This window comes from Vibrio sp. M250220 (assembly GCF_036533795.1).
Classification (GTDB): Bacteria; Pseudomonadota; Gammaproteobacteria; order Enterobacterales; family Vibrionaceae; genus Vibrio.
In genome coordinates, this window is sequence record NZ_JATABI010000005.1 from 117092 (window position 1) to 131536 (window position 14445).

Annotated in this window: 12 protein-coding genes; 3 read left to right on the forward strand and 9 right to left on the reverse strand. The window is 44.7% G+C overall.

Annotated features, from left to right (window positions below; genetic code table 11):
• Positions 1–18: 18 nt before the first annotated feature.
• The 4 genes from corC to miaB all read right to left on the reverse strand — a co-directional run bounded on the left by corC (position 19) and on the right by miaB (position 4151).
• Positions 19–918 carry a CNNM family magnesium/cobalt transport protein CorC gene (gene corC, locus QTN94_RS03525; protein ID WP_331416081.1) on the reverse strand — a complete coding sequence of 300 codons (900 nt, stop codon included), beginning with the start codon at positions 916–918 and terminating at the stop codon, positions 19–21.
• A gap of 111 nt (positions 919–1029) precedes the next feature.
• Positions 1030–1494 carry an rRNA maturation RNase YbeY gene (ybeY, locus tag QTN94_RS03530; protein ID WP_331426891.1) on the reverse strand — a complete coding sequence of 155 codons (465 nt, stop codon included), beginning with the start codon at positions 1492–1494 and terminating at the stop codon, positions 1030–1032.
• Positions 1494–2597, reverse strand: a complete 1104-nt coding sequence (locus QTN94_RS03535; protein WP_269378073.1) for a PhoH family protein — start codon at positions 2595–2597, stop codon at positions 1494–1496. The genes ybeY and QTN94_RS03535 overlap by 1 nt, the downstream gene beginning before the upstream one ends.
• 129 nt (positions 2598–2726) lie before the next feature.
• Positions 2727–4151: a tRNA (N6-isopentenyl adenosine(37)-C2)-methylthiotransferase MiaB gene (miaB, locus tag QTN94_RS03540; protein WP_331426892.1), complete on the reverse strand. Its 1425-nt coding sequence runs from the start codon at positions 4149–4151 to the stop codon at positions 2727–2729.
• A gap of 289 nt (positions 4152–4440) precedes the next feature.
• Here miaB and QTN94_RS03545 point away from each other — a divergent pair, with 289 nt between their 5' ends.
• Complete coding sequence (locus QTN94_RS03545) at positions 4441–5595, forward strand: 2-octaprenyl-3-methyl-6-methoxy-1,4-benzoquinol hydroxylase (protein WP_331426893.1); 1155 nt, start codon at positions 4441–4443, stop codon at positions 5593–5595.
• A gap of 62 nt (positions 5596–5657) precedes the next feature.
• On the opposite strand, the gene crr is transcribed toward QTN94_RS03545, so the two are convergent.
• From crr to cysZ, 5 genes are all read right to left on the reverse strand, one after another.
• Positions 5658–6167, reverse strand: coding sequence for a PTS glucose transporter subunit IIA (gene crr / locus QTN94_RS03550; RefSeq protein WP_138973394.1), 510 nt, complete (start codon positions 6165–6167; stop codon positions 5658–5660).
• Positions 6168–6272: 105 nt separating this feature from the next.
• On the reverse strand, positions 6273–7997 hold the full coding sequence (ptsI, locus tag QTN94_RS03555) for a phosphoenolpyruvate-protein phosphotransferase PtsI (RefSeq protein WP_331426895.1): 1725 nt from the start codon (positions 7995–7997) through the stop codon (positions 6273–6275).
• Positions 7998–8133: 136 nt separating this feature from the next.
• On the reverse strand, positions 8134–8391 hold the full coding sequence (locus QTN94_RS03560; protein WP_004415108.1) for an HPr family phosphocarrier protein: 258 nt from the start codon (positions 8389–8391) through the stop codon (positions 8134–8136).
• Positions 8392–8690: 299 nt separating this feature from the next.
• Positions 8691–9659 carry a cysteine synthase A gene (gene cysK, locus QTN94_RS03565; protein ID WP_331416078.1) on the reverse strand — a complete coding sequence of 323 codons (969 nt, stop codon included), beginning with the start codon at positions 9657–9659 and terminating at the stop codon, positions 8691–8693.
• Positions 9660–10039: 380 nt separating this feature from the next.
• The gene (gene cysZ / locus QTN94_RS03570) at positions 10040–10777 is read right to left on the reverse strand and encodes a sulfate transporter CysZ (RefSeq protein WP_331426896.1); all 738 of its coding nucleotides are present in this window, start codon (positions 10775–10777) and stop codon (positions 10040–10042) included.
• Between the two features lie 205 nt (positions 10778–10982).
• Here cysZ and zipA point away from each other — a divergent pair, with 205 nt between their 5' ends.
• The gene (gene zipA, locus QTN94_RS03575; RefSeq protein ID WP_331426897.1) at positions 10983–11861 is read left to right on the forward strand and encodes a cell division protein ZipA; all 879 of its coding nucleotides are present in this window, start codon (positions 10983–10985) and stop codon (positions 11859–11861) included.
• Between the two features lie 177 nt (positions 11862–12038).
• Entirely contained in the window at positions 12039–14048 is a 2010-nt protein-coding gene (ligA, locus tag QTN94_RS03580) for an NAD-dependent DNA ligase LigA (RefSeq protein WP_331426898.1), read from the forward strand.
• Positions 14049–14445 lie beyond the last annotated feature (397 nt).

Here is a 14445-nt window from a genome sequence, read left to right on the forward strand (position 1 = left end):
CCCTTAGGGGGAGTAGCGTTACTCTTCAGTAGAGTCAGTAACCAGCTCTTCATCAGGAATGGTTACCTGAAGTTGGAGTACTCGGCGGTTGTCCGCAGAGGTTACTTTGAAGCTGTAACCATCAATATCAACAACTTCGCCACGAGATGGTAAATGGCCAAATGCCGTCATCACCATACCGCCGACAGTGTCGACCTCTTCATCACTGAAAGTGGTACCGAATGTAGTATTAAACTCTTCGATAGTGGTCAGTGCTTTTACCGCAAATGTATGTTTGCTGAGCTTACGAATATCAAGTTCTTCATTATCATCGAACTCGTCTTCAATATCGCCCACGATCTCTTCGAGAATATCTTCGATAGTCACAAGACCGGATACACCACCAAACTCATCGACAACGATAGACATGTGATAACGCTCTTCGCGGAATTCCTTTAGCAGACGATCTACTCGTTTGCTTTCAGGAACGACAACCGCAGGACGGATCACTTGCTCAATATCGAATGGTTCACTTCCAGAACCTAAGTATCTAAGTAAGTCCTTCGCTAACAGAATACCTTCAACATGGTCCTTATCTTCACTGATGACTGGGTAGCGAGAGTGCTGAGCATCGGTGATGAGGTTGATCAAGGTGTCTAAATCGTCACTGCGATCAACGGTAACCATCTGCGAACGTGGCAACATGATGTCGCGCACACGCATTTCTGAGATCTCCATGACACCTTCGAGCATATCTCGAGTGTCGTGGTCGATCAGGTCATTTTCTTCAGAGTCGCGGATGACATCGACGAGCTCTTGGCGATCTTTTGGTTCACCTTGAAAAAGTTGGCCTAGGCGTCCGAAGAAGGACTTTCTACTCGGACCTTCAGATTTTTCTTTCTTACCTTCTAGAGAAGAGGGCGAATTGTCTTCGTTCATTGTTTCTCATTTAAGTAACGCTATCAGAAGTGTGATAGCACACATTAGTAGTAAGACATCAGCTTGCAGCGAGAGAGGCGACTCTGCTTGCTGGTTCCGGTTGAGTCTTGACTACTCTTTTTCAGCAAGATATGGATCATCAAATCCCATCTCTTGCATAATTTCAGTTTCGAGTGACTCCATCTCTTCGGCTTCGTCATCTTCGATATGATCATAACCTAGCAGATGCAGACTACCATGTACAACCATATGCGCCCAGTGAGCCATTAAAGGCTTGTTTTGCTCGATGGCTTCACGTTCTACAACCTGACGGCAGATGATTAAATCGCCAAGTAGGTCGATATCGATTCCTGGTGGCGCTTCGAAAGGAAAAGACAGCACATTAGTCGGTTTGTCTTTTCCACGGTAGTCGCTATTGAGCTGCTGGCTCTCTTGCTCGTCAACAATTCGAACGGTCACTTCAGCTTGAGGCTGAAACTTGGTAACGGATGAGCTTAACCAAAGTTGAAAATCTTCAGTGTTTGGTAAGCCGCTTTCATCTTCGACAGCTAATTGTAGATCAAGTTCGATTGTCATCACTGTTTGCTCTCTGTTGTCACTTCAGGTTGAGGTGCAGCTGCAACTTGGGCTTCAATAAGTTTTGCTTCACGCTCTTCGCGGCGACGTTTCTCATATTCTTTGCGCTCTTTTTGGTCTTGAGCTTCCCATTTCTCGTAGGCATTAACAATGCGTGCCACAACTGGGTGACGAACGACGTCGTCAGATTGGAAAAAGTTAAAGCTGATTTCCTCGACGTCGCTCAAAACTTCAATGGCATGGCGCAGACCAGACTTGGCACCACGAGGTAAGTCGATCTGAGTAATATCGCCAGTGATCACCGCTCGAGAGTTGAAGCCGATACGAGTGAGGAACATTTTCATCTGTTCTACAGTGGTGTTCTGGCTTTCATCGAGAATAATAAACGCATCATTTAAAGTTCGACCACGCATATAGGCAAGTGGGGCGACTTCGATAACGTTTCGTTCAATCAGTTTTTCAACCTTTTCGAATCCGAGCATTTCGAATAGAGCATCGTAAAGTGGACGAAGGTAAGGGTCGACTTTCTGGCTGAGATCTCCCGGAAGGAAACCGAGCTTTTCACCCGCTTCGACAGCAGGTCGAGTCAGCAGGATTCGACGAATTTCTTGTCGCTCTAGCGCATCAACGGCTGCGGCAACAGCAAGATAGGTTTTACCCGTACCCGCTGGACCAACGCCAAATGAAATATCATGAGTGACCATATTGACCAGATACTGTCCCTGATTTGGAGTACGAGGTTTGATCACCCCTTTCTTGGTCTTAATGAACACTTCTTTGCCATGTTCAATACTGGATTCTACATTTTGCTCTAGAACACCAGTCTCTTTGATCGCTAAGTGGATCTCATCAGGTTCGATATCGGGAATGTTGCCGCGGACTGGCGCAGTATTCACATACAGTGTTTTGATGATTTCCAAGGCGGCCGCGGAAGTATGTGGTTTGCCAACGATGGTAAAGAAGTTGCCACGGTAGCTGATTTCAACACCTAGGCGGCGTTCAAGATGTTTAATGTTGTCGTCGAAAGGACCACAAAGACTGGCTAAACGGCGGTTGTCAGAAGGTTCTAGATTGATTTCTAGCGTAACGATTTTCGTGCTCAAAGTTGCCTCTCATATTTGACCATTGCCATGAAGCCCGATTTAGACCGGGCTTCGAATGGTTACGATACCTATTTCTAAGATGGTCACTTAGAGAGGTATTTTCAAGCTTCTAGTGGCGAAGAGTCGTAATTAAGGTGTAAATGTTGCTACACCTAACTCATCTTCACGCTTGGTTTTCGCCATCATTTGAGTCGGTGAAATGACTGTACGCAGATCCATCTCTTTCTCTGTACGCACTAGCTCACCACGAAGAGAGTTAGCGAATACGTCAGTGATCTTAACATCAACAAATTGACCGATAAGATCCGCACTACCTTCAAAGTTAACCACTCGGTTGTTCTCTGTACGAGCACGTAACTCCATTAGGTTCTTCTTAGAAGGACCTTCAACAAGAACACGTTGCTCAGTACCAAGCATTAAGCGAGAGTAACGCATTGCTTGAGCATTAATGGTTTGCTGTAGTTCATATAGACGCTCTTTCTTCTCTTGCTCTGGAACATCACATGGATAGTCTGCCGCAGGCGTACCTGGGCGCGGTGAGAAGATAAAGCTGAAGCTCATATCAAAATCAACGTCTTTAATTAACTTCATTGTATCTTGATGATCTTTTGCCGTTTCGCCTGGGAAACCAACAATAAAGTCTGAGCTGATTTGAATGTCAGGACGCGCTTTACGTAGCTTACGGATGATTGACTTGTACTCAATCGCCGTGTGTGGACGTTTCATCATCGTAAGAATACGGTCGCTACCGCTCTGCACTGGTAGGTGCAAGAAACTTACTAGCTCTGGTGTGTCCTCGTATACCGCAATGATGTCATCAGTAAACTCTAGTGGGTGACTAGTAGTAAAGCGGATACGGTCAATACCATCAATCGATGCGACAAGACGAAGCAGTTCAGCAAATGAGCAGATTTCACCATCGTGCATCGGACCACGGTAAGCGTTAACGTTTTGACCCAGTAGGTTAACTTCACGCACGCCTTGGTCAGCCAGTTGAGCAATTTCAAACAGAACATCATCCATTGGACGGCTAACTTCTTCGCCACGAGTGTATGGCACTACACAGTAAGTACAGTATTTAGAACAGCCTTCCATGATTGAAACGAAAGCAGTTGCGCCTTCTGCACGTGGTTCTGGAAGACGGTCAAACTTTTCAATCTCAGGGAATGAAATGTCCATCACCGGTGCTTCATCCAGTTGAGACTGTTTAATCATCTCTGGTAAGCGGTGAAGTGTTTGAGGACCAAAAATTACGTCTACAAATGGTGCACGTTCGCGAATGTGGTCGCCTTCCTGTGTTGCTACACAGCCACCAACACCAATCACAACACCTGGTTTTTTGTCTTTTAGGGTTTTCCAACGACCTAGCTGGTGGAATACCTTCTCTTGCGCTTTTTCGCGGATAGAACAGGTATTAAGTAATAACACGTCTGCTTCTTCTGGTTCTTCTGTCAGCTCATAGCCGTTAGCCGCGTTCAGTAGATCCGCCATTTTAGACGAATCGTATTCATTCATCTGGCAGCCCCAGGTTTTAATTAGCAGTTTTTTACTCATGTTGTTCGCTCGATCGTTAGTTTAAATTAAGGGAGCAAATCGCCCAATATTTCCAGTGAGTCACTCGCATCTACATGCTTGGGTGACCTTATTTTAGCCGCCATCTCGGCGGTAAGCCGCGTATTGTACTGCTTTAAAAACCTACTGACTAGTGTTGGTGCAAAAACAGTTAAACCCCATATTGCGCAAGGGGTTTGCCCTGATAGTGGGTAAGGTTTTTCGTTACATTTTGGTAATGAAAACGTACAATAAAAAACAGTCAATTTATCAAGTAATTGAAGTGCAAAATATGAGCAGATTTGATGTCGCAGTTATCGGTGGTGGTATGGTTGGAGCTGCAGTTGCAGTGGGCTTCGCTAAACAGGGGCGGAAGGTAGTTGTTGTCGAAGGCACAGCACCTGAAGAGTTCTCCCCTGAGCAACCTATGGATATACGTGTTTCTGCGATATCACAGCATTCGGTCGATATTTTGCGTGAGCTTGGGGCTTGGCATACGACATCGCAAATGCGCGTGTGTCCATACCGCCGTTTAGAGACGTGGGAGCATCCTGAGTGCCGAACCCGTTTTCATTGCGACGAACTTGGTATGGACCGTCTGGGCTATATTGTTGAAAATCGCCTGATTCAGCTTGGACTGTGGGCTCAGTTCTCCCACTACTCGAATATTAGTTTATGCTGTCCAGATACCTTATCTGATATTGAGTTTGGTGAAGTATCGAAAGTGACTCTCAGCTCGGGAGAAGAACTGGTGGTTGATTTGGTGGTTGGCGCTGATGGAGCGAATTCAAAGGTTCGTGATTTAGCGGGGATAGGGGTTACCGCGTGGGATTACCGCCAGCACTGTATGCTAATCAACGTCAAAACTGAGATCGAACAGCAAGATATTACGTGGCAACAGTTCACCCCATCAGGCCCTCGTTCCTTTTTGCCATTATGTGGCAATCAAGGCTCACTGGTTTGGTATGATTCCCCAAAGCGTATCAGGCAGTTATGCGCGATGACGCCAGCACAACTTCGAGAAGAAGTATTGGCTTACTTTCCTGCGGAATTGGGTGATATCGAAGTGCTTCAATACGGTTCGTTTCCGTTAACGCGCCGTCATGCTCAACGCTATTCTGCATTAGGCTGTGTGTTAGTCGGTGATTCTGCACATACTATCAATCCATTAGCTGGACAGGGTGTGAATCTTGGATTTAAAGATGTCGAAGCGCTGCTGACGGCCACTCAAAATCACGAGGTATTAACTCAATCCTTACTTGTGCAATATGAACGTAATAGGCGTTATGACAACTTGCTAATGCAATCCGGGATGGATTTTTTCTATAAGGGTTTCAGCAATGATTTTGCGCCGCTTAAACTGTTAAGAAATGCGGCACTTAAGGTCGCTGAGAATGCTGGACCTCTGAAAACTCAAGTGCTGAAATATGCCTTGGGGTTGAAGTAACAAGATAAGCAAAAAAAAACGCAGCCATCGGCTGCGTTTTTTAATATCTAGCTAAGTAAAAATTACTTAGTTACACGTAGAACTGGAGTTTCACCAACAGTTACAGAACCAGAAAGCTTGTTCAGCTCTTTGATTTCGTCCATGTTAGAGATAACAACTGGAGTAAGAGTAGACTTTGCTTTCTCTTCAAGTAGTGCTAGATCGAACTCAATGATAGTGTCGCCAGCTTTCACTGCTTGACCTTCTTCAGCGATACGCTTGAAGCCTTCACCTTTCAGCTCAACAGTGTCGATACCGAAGTGAACAAATAGCTCTACACCATCGTCAGATTCGATAGAGAACGCGTGGTTCGTTTCGAAGATCTTACCGATAGTACCGTTTACAGGAGCTACCATTTTGTTACCAGCAGGTTTGATAGCAATACCATCACCAACGATTTTTTCAGCAAAAACAACATCTGGCACATCTTCGATGTTTACGATTTCACCAGATAGAGGTGCGATGATTTCGATTGCACCAGCGTCAGCGCTATCGTCAGATACTAGCTTCTTAAGTTTGTCAAACAGACCCATTGTGTCATGCTCCTAACGTTTTCATTTAATTCTGTCGAATTATAGTATACCAATATAGAGAGATAGACGACTTTTTTTACCGTCTATCTCATTGGAATTAGTTGGTTATTGAGTTTTCTCTGCGATGAATTTCTCAACAACTGCTTCGATCTCAGCTGCAGTTGGTAGGGATAGAGCTTCTTCCGCCATCGCTTTCACTTCTGCGAAGTTAGAGCTACGAATAACTTTCTTCACTTTAGGGATAGAGATACCGCTCATAGAGAACTCATCTAAGCCCATGCCTAGTAGAAGTAGCGTAGCGCGCTCATCGCCCGCAAGCTCACCACACATACCAGTCCACTTACCTTCAGCGTGAGATGCATCGATAACTTGCTTGATCACGGTTAGTACAGCTGGAGACAGTGGGTTGTATAGGTGAGAAATCATCTCGTTACCACGGTCAACGGCTAGCGTGTATTGAGTTAGGTCGTTAGTACCGATAGAGAAGAAAGCCACTTCTTTTGCTAGGTGGTGTGCAATCGCTGCTGCTGCTGGTGTTTCAACCATTACACCGATTTCGATGTTTTCGTCGAATGCAAGACCTTCTGCACGTAGTTCAGCTTTGTACTCTTCGATAGCGTTTTTCAGTTCACGGATTTCTTCAACAGAGATAATCATTGGGAACATGATGCGCAGTTTACCGTGCGCAGATGCGCGTAGGATACCACGTAGCTGATCACGTAGGATTTCACGACGATCTAAGCTGATACGCACTGCACGCCAGCCTAGGAACGGGTTCATCTCTTGAGGAAGATCCATGTACGGCAGATCTTTATCGCCACCGATATCCATAGTACGGATGATCACTGACTCACCGTTCATAGCTTCAGCTACTTCTTTGTAAGCTTGGTATTGCTCATCTTCCGTTGGTAGGGCATCACGGTCCATAAATAGGAATTCAGTACGGTACAGACCTACGCCTTCACCACCGTTACGGATGATACCGTCACAGTCTTTAACAGTACCGATGTTACCGCAAACTTCTACACGGTGACCGTCTAGAGTCTCGGCGTGTAGATCTTTCAGTTTAGCCAGTTCTTCTTTCTCTGCGATGAAAGCGGCCTTAACTGCTTTTGCTTCTTCTAGCTCAGCTTCTGATGGGTTGATAACGATCTTGTTGTTCATCGCATCAAGAATCAGCATATCGCCGTTCTTAACGCGCGATGTGATGTCGTTAGTACCAACGATAGCTGGAAGTTCAAGAGAACGAGCCATGATAGATGTGTGAGAAGTACGACCACCGATGTCACAAGCGAAACCAAGAACGTAGTCTAGGTTGATTTGCGCAGTTTCAGATGGTGTTAGGTCGTAAGCGACTAGGATCACTTGTTCGTTAATATCGCTTAGTGAAACAATGTTGATGCCTAGAGCATTTTTAACAAAACGAGAGCCGATATCACGGATATCAGTTGCTCGCTCTTTTAGATATTCGTCGTCTAGAGATTCTAGCGCCGATGCTTGCTCTTCGATAACCGTGTAGATCGCGTTATCAGCGTGCATCTTGTCATTTTTAATCAGTGCTAGGATTTCTTCCTCTAGCTCTTCGTCTTCAAGAAGCATGATATGACCTTCAAAGATCGCTTCTTTCTCTTCACCGAAGGTTTCAAGTGCTTTTTGCTTAACAGTTTCTAACTGAGCAGATGATTTGTTGCGAGCGTCATAGAAACGCGCAACTTCTGCTTCAACTTGATCATCAGAAATGGTGTTTGTGTTTAGGACAATTTCATCTTCTTGAAGTAGTAGTGCTTTACCGATAGCAATACCAGGAGATGCTAGGATGCCTGAAATCATAGCCTTACCTTAAATTGGTCAACTTTAAAACGGGAGATAATGAGTGCGCTAACGAATAGTTGTAGCTTATATTTTGGCCTATTTCCAACAAAGCCATTTTGCGTTGGCAAAATGGCTTTGAAAATAGGAGACCGAATTAGTGTAGTTGATCCATTAGAGCAACTAGGTGGTCAACAGCTTGTTGAGCTTGTGGGCCCTCAGCTGAGATAGAAACTACTGTACCTTTAACTAGGCCAAGAGTTTGTAGCTTGAAAAGGCTCTTCGCGCTAGCGCTTTTGCCGTTAGAAGTCACAGTGATGTCCGCGTCGAATGCTTTAGCTTCTTTTACGAACTGTGCAGCTGGACGAGTGTGAAGGCCGTTTTCTGCAGTGATTTCTACTTGCTTCTCGTACATGTTATATACCCCAATTGATTTATATTTTGATAGTTTCTTAACCAGAATCAGCTTAACTCCAATTATAGTATTCCGCTAGTTGCAGAACGTTCAATTCGTGTTATAAGTGATACTGGTTGTAAATTTAACAATTGCGCTTTCAATCTTTGCTGTCATTCGCAATTGAGATGAATTCTTATCTGGCTTTTATTTTGAAGCTAGAAATAAAACAGTCCTGATATTACCAAAGGTGAGGCAGGGATCAACAAAAAAGCCCCTGAATGGGGCTTTTTTAGACGAAAAATTGATTTCGACACATATTACTGTTGGTTCTCTTTCTCAGTAAAAATGCCAGCAAATAGGGCCGTGCTCAAGTAACGTTCACCTGAACTTGGTAGGATAGTAACGATGGTTTTTCCTTCAAATTCAGGAAGTTCTGCAAGGCGGTTGGCTGCAACCACTGCCGCGCCAGAAGAGATACCCGCTAGGATACCTTCCTCTTCCATTAGGCGACGAGCCATCGCAATCGCTTCATCAGAAGTCACGGCTTCAACACGGTCAATTATCTCTAAATCGAGGTTTCCTGGAATGAAACCAGCACCGATACCCTGAATTTTGTGTGGTGCAGGCTGGATTTCGTCACCCGCTAGCGCTTGAGCGATAACTGGAGATTCAGCTGGCTCTACCGCAACAGAGACAATGTTCTTGCCTTTTTCGCCCTTAATGTAACGGCTCGTACCTGTGATAGTACCGCCAGTACCAACACCCGCAACGAATACGTCAATTTGACCGTCAGTGGCATCCCAAATCTCAGGTCCGGTTGTTTTTTCGTGAACCTGCGGGTTTGCTGGGTTGTTGAATTGCTGAAGAAGCAAGTACTTATCAGGATTGCTAGCAACAATTTCTTCTGCTTTAGCAATTGCCCCTTTCATCCCTTTTGCTGCTTCAGTCAGTTCTAAGTTTGCACCTAGAGCTTTTAGCAGCTTACGACGTTCTAGACTCATTGACTCAGGCATTGTAAGAGTCAGTTTGTAACCACGAGCTGCTGCAACGAAGGCTAGAGCAATACCAGTGTTACCACTCGTTGGTTCAACAAGCTCTACGCCTGGTTTAAGAGTACCAGCCTTTTCTGCTTCCCAAATCATGTTTGCACCGATACGACATTTAACGCTGAAGCTCGGGTTACGTGCTTCGATTTTCGCTAACACCTTACCGTTACTTACTTTGTTTAGGCGTACTAGAGGAGTGTTACCAATAGTTTGAGAATTGTCTTCGTAGATTTTGCTCATGGTGTGATCCTTCATCTTTGTTTCGGTCTGCTTGATAGTTATCAAACAGAAGTATGTATGGAGATAATTTATTGGGTAGAGATTAGGACAGCTTGAAAAATGAGAAAAGGATTAAATAGTTATATGATATGAAAGGGTGAGAGGAAGGAGCGGGCTCCGCCCTAAAGAACGCGTCGCTCCGAGACTGGACTTCTTGCTGAGAGAGTTTAGATCGGGCTCCGCCCTGCGAGAGGTGTGGGCGGGGAGTGAGTTGATAGAACCTTTAGTGCAAAGGCATTGACATAACTTGTCCCTGCGCAGAGATAATATTCTCGCCTCTCGCCTCTCGCCTCTCGCCTCTCGCCTCTCGCCTCTCGCCTCTCGCCTCTCGCCTCTCGCCTCTACTTCTTAAACTCCGCCACCCACATCGACGTGGCACCGCATACGGCAATAGGCATAACAATAAGGTTTAAGATAGGAATCGTCGTAAATACCGACACCAGTGCGCCAAAGCTATATGCCTTCCCTTGTTTTTGTTTCAAATTGTAACGCATCTCGTTAAAGGAGACTTTGTGATTGTCAAACGGGTAGTCACAATACTGAATCGCTAAAATCCAAGCTGTAAATATAAACCAGAGTATCGGACCCATTGTTTGGCCTAGAGCTGGGATGAGCAGGAGCAAAAATAAACCAATTGCCTTTGGCAGGACATAGACCAACTTGCGCCATTCACGCGCAAGGATCCTTGGTGTATCTTTCACTACCGCCAGCATTCCATCGTCATTAACTTTATGTCCAGTGAGGTAAACTTCTACTTTTTCAGCCAGAAGCCCATTAAAGGGAGCTGCGATGAAGTTTGCTAGAGTACTAAAAAAGTATGAAAACGTAGCCAGTATAGTTAACACAAGCAAAGGCCATAAAAGGTAGCTCAACCAAGAAAGAAACTCTGGCAATTGCCCTAGCAACTGCTCAATCCACATATCTAGGTGAGAGAAAAGATAAAATAGGGCACCACCGACCAGTAGGACATTGGCCAACAGAGGTAAAACAACAAACTGGCGAATGCCAGGAGTGAGCGCCAATTCCAAGCCATGAAAGAAATAGCCAAATCCAGAACGCTGTCGAATATGTGTATTCATAGTGATTTTTAGTGGTTTAAAAACGAACGTATTCTATCTTATCAAGAAAAAAGCGTGTTCAAAATCACAACATTATCAGAACTTCTAACATTAAGTTGTTCTAAAACGGGCCAGAGTTTTGGTAGAGTAACTTAGATATAGGTTTAAACAGATTCAATCTAAGCAATGTTATCGCATTGTCTTATTGAACAAATGAGAGCTAAACATGCAGGAACTGCGATTTGTACTCATAATTGTTGGAGCATTAGCGATTGCCGCTCTTTTGTTCCATGGTTTATGGACAAGTAAAAAAGAAGGTAAGACCAAGTTTGGAAGTAAGCCACTTGGTAAGTTAGATGTCGAAAATGAAGAGTCGGACGTAGTACCTGAACGAGCCTTTGCTCCAGAAGACGATTTCGAGATTATCAAAAAAGAGCGTAAAGAGCCGGGATTTGTTGCGCAGGATGAAGTGATAGCGGATCCGTTGATTGATAGTTATCAAGATCTTGAGCAAGCAGAGCCTGTGCAACCTGCTAAGAGAGAAGACGAGCTAGAGCTGGAGGTACCATCCATTTCAACTCAAATGTTGGATGAGATTGAACCGATTGGCGACACGAGCATCGAAATAGCTGCCGAGTCTGAAGCTTTGGAAGTTAAAGAAGCAGACCGTGTTGAAGAAGCGCCATTAGAAGTGATTGTGCTTAATGTGCACTGCTCGGGTGATGAGCCTTTTATTGGCACTAAACTGTTTGAAAGTATGCAGCAGAATGGCCTAATTTACGGTGAGATGGATATTTTCCACCGACATGCAGATCTTTCTGGGACTGGAAAAGTGTTATTTAGCGTTGCCAATATGATGCAGCCAGGGACGTTGCAGCATGATGATCCAGCAGAGTTTTCTACAAAAGGCATCTCGTTCTTTATGACACTACCATGTTACGGTGACCCAGATCCAAACTTCAAACTGATGCTAAAAACGGCACAGCAAATTGCTGACGATCTTGGTGCGAATGTACTCGACGATGCGAGAAACTTAATGACGCCAAATCGTATCGATGCTTACAAAGCTCAAATCCAAAAGTTTAAGGCCGCCGCTACAGCGTAGTGGTGTTACCACGAACCGCAATTTTAAGGCTCCTAAATGGAGCCTTTATTATTTTTGATTACAGCTTGAGGCTATTGATAACTTGTACTGGCATGGTCATACTTCATGGCAACTAAATTGCCGTACTGCATATCAATGCGGTCTGTAATTCAAACTAGATAAAAATCAGAGTTAGTTATGTCGCAACAGATTCAAGAAAAACTAAACCAGTTACGTGAAAGCCTGCATTATCACGGTGTAAAGTATTACGTAGAGGATAGTCCCGAAATTCCAGATGCCGAGTATGATCGCTTGATGCGCGAGCTGATGGACATTGAGGCCCAGCATCCTGACCTAGTAACACTTGACTCTCCAAGCCAGCGTGTTGGCGGTGCTCCATTAGATGGCTTTGATTCTGTCAGCCATGAGATCCCAATGCTATCTCTCGACAACGCTTTCGATGATGGCGAACTTGACGCGTTTAACAAGCGTATGTCTGATCGACTCACTGGTACTCAGATAGACACATTTTGTTGTGAGCCTAAGCTTGATGGCTTGGCGGTGAGTCTTCTCTACGTCAATGGTCTATTTGTCCAAGCGGCAACTCGCGGTGATGGTGCCACAGGAGAAAACATCACGGAAAATGTGCGCACGATTAAAGCGATCCCTTTGAAGTTGCAAGGAGAAGGCTGGCCGGAGCGACTTGAGGTGCGTGGTGAAGTGTTTATGCCTAAAGAAGGTTTTGCCAAGCTCAATGAACAGGCACTAAAGAAAGGTGACAAAGTCTTTGTTAATCCTCGCAATGCCGCAGCGGGTAGTTTACGTCAGCTTGATTCTCGCATTACGGCTAAGCGCCCGTTGAGCTTTTATGCCTACAGCGTGGGCGTGGTAGAGGGGACGTCATTATCAGAAAGTCATTACGAGCGATTTCTCCAATTAAAAGGCTGGGGGCTGCCGATGTGTCCAGAAACTCGACGGGTAGCAAATCTCGATCAAGTTAAGGATTACTATCGCGATATTCTCAATCGCCGAGATCAACTGCCGTATGAAATTGATGGCGTTGTAATCAAAGTGGATGATATTGCTATCCAAGAGCAACTAGGCTTCGTCGCTAGAGCTCCACGCTGGGCCATTGCTTACAAGTTTCCTGCGCAAGAAGAAATTACTCTTTTAAATGATGTTGAGTTCCAAGTTGGACGCACTGGCGCCATTACGCCAGTAGCAAAACTAGAACCTGTCTTTGTCGGTGGTGTTACGGTCAGCAATGCCACTTTGCATAACGCGGATGAAATCGCTCGTCTAGGCGTAAAAATTGGTGATAGTGTTGTCATTCGCCGAGCTGGCGATGTTATTCCACAGATTGTCTCAATTGTTTTAGACCTCCGTCCGCAAAACGCTCAAGAGATCGTGTTTCCAACCCTTTGTCCAGTATGTGGCTCCGCTGTTGAGCGTGTCGAAGGTGAAGCTGTTGCTCGCTGTAGCGGCGGCTTAGTGTGTCAGGCTCAACGTAAGGAAGCACTTAAACACTTCGTATCGAGAAAGGCGCTTGATGTCGATGGTTTAGGCGAAAAGGTCATCGAGCAACTTGTGGATCGCGAGATGGTCGAAACTCCTGCTGATCTGTTTAAACTTTCTGCTGGTGTGATAACCGTGCTCGATCGAATGGGGCCAAAATCGGCGCAGAATATCGTGGATGCGTTATCTAAAGCCAAAGCCACCACATTGCCTCGATTCCTATATTCGTTGGGGATCCGTGAAGTAGGTGAGGCAACGGCGGCAAACCTAGCTCAACATTTCAAATCATTGGAAGCGGTGCAATCGGCGAGTCATGAAGAACTTATCGAAGTTCAAGATATTGGTGGCATTGTTGCGAGTCATATCACGACATTTTTTGCTCAGGATAAAAACAAACTGGTGATAGATGAACTGCGTGCTCAAGGTGTTCATTGGCCAGATGTTGAAGCGAAAGATTCAAGTGCCCCTCAACCTTTGGCTGGCAAGATAGTTGTATTAACTGGATCGTTGTCGCAGCTAACGAGAACGGATGCAAAAGCCGCCTTAGAAGGGCTTGGCGCAAAAGTGACCGGTAGTGTGTCTAAGAAAACAGATATTCTTTTTGCTGGCGACAACGCCGGCTCTAAGCTCGCGAAGGCGCAGGAACTGGGTGTGGAAATTCGCACAGAAGCAGACTTAATTGCCTTAATGTAACACTGGAAAAAATGATGAAAGCCACCGTTATGGTGGCTTTTTTTTTGTTTGTAATTAATAGGGTTTTTTTGTCTAGGTTTGGCGTATTTTTGCGTCTGTGAAGCTTGTCAATAAAATTGAAATTTATCTTCTTTTGACAAAAAAATGCGATGCACTTCAATGTGATTTTTGACTTTTTATATGTAAGTATCTGTTTTTTATATTTTAATTTGTTTTTTGATTAACGGTGTATGCTTATTGTCGATCTAGATCACTCGTTTGATAAAACTTTGTAGCTGGTCATATTTTTTTATATGAAAATTAAGTTCTGATTGATGTTTTTTGCCGCGAAGTTAGTCTGTAGCCATGGATACACGGTGTGTATGCAGGAAATAGAGAGCTAACAATTAATGACTAA

What these genes read in the sequence shown, in the direction of transcription:
- corC (WP_331416081.1), bottom strand. Translation starts at nt 918, where the DNA reads ATGAACGAAGACAATTCGCCCTCTTCTCTAGAAGGTAAGAAAGAAAAA.
- ybeY (WP_331426891.1), bottom strand. Translation starts at nt 1,494, where the DNA reads ATGACAATCGAACTTGATCTACAATTAGCTGTCGAAGATGAAAGCGGC.
- miaB (WP_331426892.1), bottom strand. Translation starts at nt 4,151, where the DNA reads ATGAGTAAAAAACTGCTAATTAAAACCTGGGGCTGCCAGATGAATGAA.
- QTN94_RS03545 (WP_331426893.1), top strand. Translation starts at nt 4,441, where the DNA reads ATGAGCAGATTTGATGTCGCAGTTATCGGTGGTGGTATGGTTGGAGCT.
- crr (WP_138973394.1), bottom strand. Translation starts at nt 6,167, where the DNA reads ATGGGTCTGTTTGACAAACTTAAGAAGCTAGTATCTGACGATAGCGCT.
- ptsI (WP_331426895.1), bottom strand. Translation starts at nt 7,997, where the DNA reads ATGATTTCAGGCATCCTAGCATCTCCTGGTATTGCTATCGGTAAAGCA.
- QTN94_RS03560 (WP_004415108.1), bottom strand. Translation starts at nt 8,391, where the DNA reads ATGTACGAGAAGCAAGTAGAAATCACTGCAGAAAACGGCCTTCACACT.
- cysK (WP_331416078.1), bottom strand. Translation starts at nt 9,659, where the DNA reads ATGAGCAAAATCTACGAAGACAATTCTCAAACTATTGGTAACACTCCT.
- cysZ (WP_331426896.1), bottom strand. Translation starts at nt 10,777, where the DNA reads ATGAATACACATATTCGACAGCGTTCTGGATTTGGCTATTTCTTTCAT.
- zipA (WP_331426897.1), top strand. Translation starts at nt 10,983, where the DNA reads ATGCAGGAACTGCGATTTGTACTCATAATTGTTGGAGCATTAGCGATT.
- ligA (WP_331426898.1), top strand. Translation starts at nt 12,039, where the DNA reads ATGTCGCAACAGATTCAAGAAAAACTAAACCAGTTACGTGAAAGCCTG.